Source organism: Candidatus Thermoplasmatota archaeon, from assembly GCA_029907305.1.
Classification (GTDB): domain Archaea; phylum Thermoplasmatota; class E2; order DHVEG-1; family DHVEG-1; genus JARYMC01.
In genome coordinates this window covers 1-3,063 of the sequence record JARYMC010000115.1, presented here as the reverse complement: position 1 = coordinate 3,063, position 3,063 = coordinate 1, and the positions used below count along the sequence as shown (strand labels likewise).

Here is a 3,063-nt window from a genome sequence, read left to right as displayed (position 1 = left end):
CATGGGCTACCGTGTAAGAATATGAGAAATTGAGCATAGATGAAAAACTATTTACTATTGAATTATGCAACACAGCATAGAAAAAAAGTCAAATTGTAAAAATCATAATTTTGGCATTATAAAAAACAAGATCGATTCTAATAGAGAGAAAAAGGAGGGCGACTTTTCATATGTAGGTCTTTTAATTTAAATGGGTTTTAGACCACACAGGAAATTTAGTCGCAACCATAGTCGGTTTTTTATGTTTTTTTAACTATTATTTATGCGGTTTGTGTCTTCAAGTAGTAATGGATTATACCAGTATATTTACCAGATTTTGTACCAAGAGGAATGAAACATTTATATTCGACATCATCTGTTGATAACTCATAATCATTGTCCTCTGCAGCGTGATAGGCTACAGCAGAGCCATAAAGGTAGACAACACTAGATGGGGTAGTGAAGTTTTCAAAAACGTCTTTATCACCGCCACGGACCCACACATTATTTCTAATTATTTTTTCTCCAGAAATAATTGTATGTGTCAGATTATCGACATCTACAGAAAGTGAGTAATTACCGTTGGAGCGAGTAACAAGTGTTATATTACCACCACCGCCAGGATCGTTAACGCTAACATTATCACCTGGGGCACCAACGATGGTTGGCCAGCCTGCACTAACTATCTCTGTATAACTATAAACCCCGAACTCGTTGATTGTCTCCCCAACCGTAGGATTGTTATAGGAGTAATAACCATCATCATCTAAAACAGTTATGTTGAAGTTCCAAGACCACAGGTCGTTAAAACCAGCAGTATCATTAGTTGGGTCTGGTGCATATCTGAATTGATAACTTGGTTTCCATATAAATGTTAGGTTATAGGTCTCGGTTTCTCCAGGTATCCCGTACGGGTCGCTACCTGTTACATTTACCTCTGACCAACCAATAAATGTTGCCTCGCTACCATTAGTTGGCCATACCAGACGCGCGGAAGCTGTTTCACTACTATTATCATATGTTATATTAAGGTTGATGTTTCCACCAGCTGTACCATTATACGAACCTGGATCAGTACCTAAATCAGCCCAAGCAGTTATCCATATATACTCGATGTCAGCCCATCCTTGATCACTGCTAATGTTAACTTTGAAATAATAATTCTGATCTACATCCAATTGTTTATTTAACATTGACACACCAGTCGCGTTTTGTAAATCATACCAGTTGATTCTTGGTTCTTTATGTTTTACAGTTACATTTAAGGTTGTTTCATTATACCAGCTTTCACTTTGGTCACCAGGGTTGGCACTAACCCTAATTGAGATAGGTCCAACAAAAAAGATACTGGTAAAAATCGATATGACCAGCATAGTTATTACTAACGTCGGAAATACTTTCTGCTTTCCCATTTTTCATCCCACTCCTAGCTAGAAAAAAGAATATGAATGCTCTTATATAAACGTATCGTTAGAACCTGCATAACAACAGATATATTCACCCGTATATGCAGGTAAAATTTTTTTATCTTAAAAACTCAAAAACTTTAGAAAAAAACACAAATTTTTTTGTTCCATCAACCAATAAATTGGGATTTTTTTTTAATCATGCTTTATATTAGAGTTTACACGTGCAGTATATTTACCTGAGAGTGTACCAAAAGGTATGTAGACTTCAAACTGCACATTAACAGTTTGACTCACACCATTTTCATTAAAAATACCAGAATCATTGTATATGTCAACAGCATATTTTTCTCCAACACCCATAAAAAGTGTATCCTCGGTTATATCATCGTTAGGATCTGCATTTGCCAGTATATAAACATTATTTGCGATAGAGATGGTATCACCTGATGATACGTGGGTGAGGTTTTCTTCGAAGTATATGCTTATATTATAGTTGTAGTTTGATGAATATGTTATAGTAACAACATTTGATGTGCCACTGAACCCTGGTGAGGCAATGACATCCACCCAATTTTGTTCAGGCTGAATAGAACTGAATTTGTAAACTCCATATTCATCATTTTTTGATGCTTTTAAATCATTACTATCTGTAACTGTTATGTTGAAATTCCATGAATATGGGTCGTTAAATGTGTTAGGTGTTTCATTCCATGTATTATTACTGCTTGCCCATCTAACTTGGCTTAGTGGTTTGAAACTTATGTTGATAATTCTTGTTGTAAGATTGATAACTGTTTCTTTACATTTTGAAACAACTAGTTGTGCTTCGTTTTTCGGCCACAGCATATTGAATTGTGCAGTTCCACTTGTATTTGCGTATTGTAGAAACATGTTTAGGTTACCACCTAACGTCTGGTTATAGGTACTATTATCGTCACCATGGTCGTACCAAGCTGTGATGTTGATGTATTGTATGGCAGCCCAACTATTTTTGTAAGTAATGTTGACTGTAAAAGTATATTCTTTGTTTACATCAAGGAGTCCTGCAATATTGTTTAGTTTTGAGCCGGTGTCATTCCTTAGATCATAACTGTTTATGATTGGAGGCGGATTGTAGCGGCATCTTGCATCAGCAAAAGTTGGGGGTGTTTCATCAGAATAGCCAGCTTTTTTACCAATACTATAAAACTCATAGTAACCAGTTCCATTTGGAAAATTAAAGTTCCAACTCCAAGGATATGTTGTATCTGGGTTTGATGTATCCAACCAGATAGACCAGTTTGTAAATAAAAACATGCAGTCGATGCTCCAACTATCCTGACTAGTGTCATCTGTTTCTGTGGTACCAATCAATTGTATCGTATACGTGGAACTTGTTAGACCTGTAGCAGTAAGATTCACCCAACCAGTACCAGTAATACTCCCAAGACTAGCCCAACTACCACCATTATAATATTTCACATTAAGAGTTTCACTACCAGTATGACTTGTTATATACATACAAAGCTGCTCATTTTCATCACCTGAAACAGCGCTATTCCACTGATATTCAAAATCGATGACATAATTTGGTGTATATCGTGGTTTTAGATAAAAACCTAAAACACCACCAGGGTCATTCGCTCCTTTATTATATGAACCACCATTAATAGTCCCAGCGGTAGCCATTTTAGCA

Annotated in this window: 2 protein-coding genes; both read right to left on the bottom strand. The window is 36.1% G+C overall.

Features of this window, described 5'->3' with window-relative positions:
• Positions 1-260: 260 nt before the first annotated feature.
• Positions 261-1,391 carry a hypothetical protein gene (locus QHH19_07085; protein MDH7518084.1) on the bottom strand — a complete coding sequence of 377 codons (1,131 nt, stop codon included), beginning with the start codon at positions 1,389-1,391 and terminating at the stop codon, positions 261-263.
• Positions 1,392-1,580: 189 nt separating this feature from the next.
• Positions 1,581-3,063: hypothetical protein (locus QHH19_07080; GenBank protein ID MDH7518083.1), on the bottom strand; the 1,483-nt coding region annotated here is incomplete at its 5' end.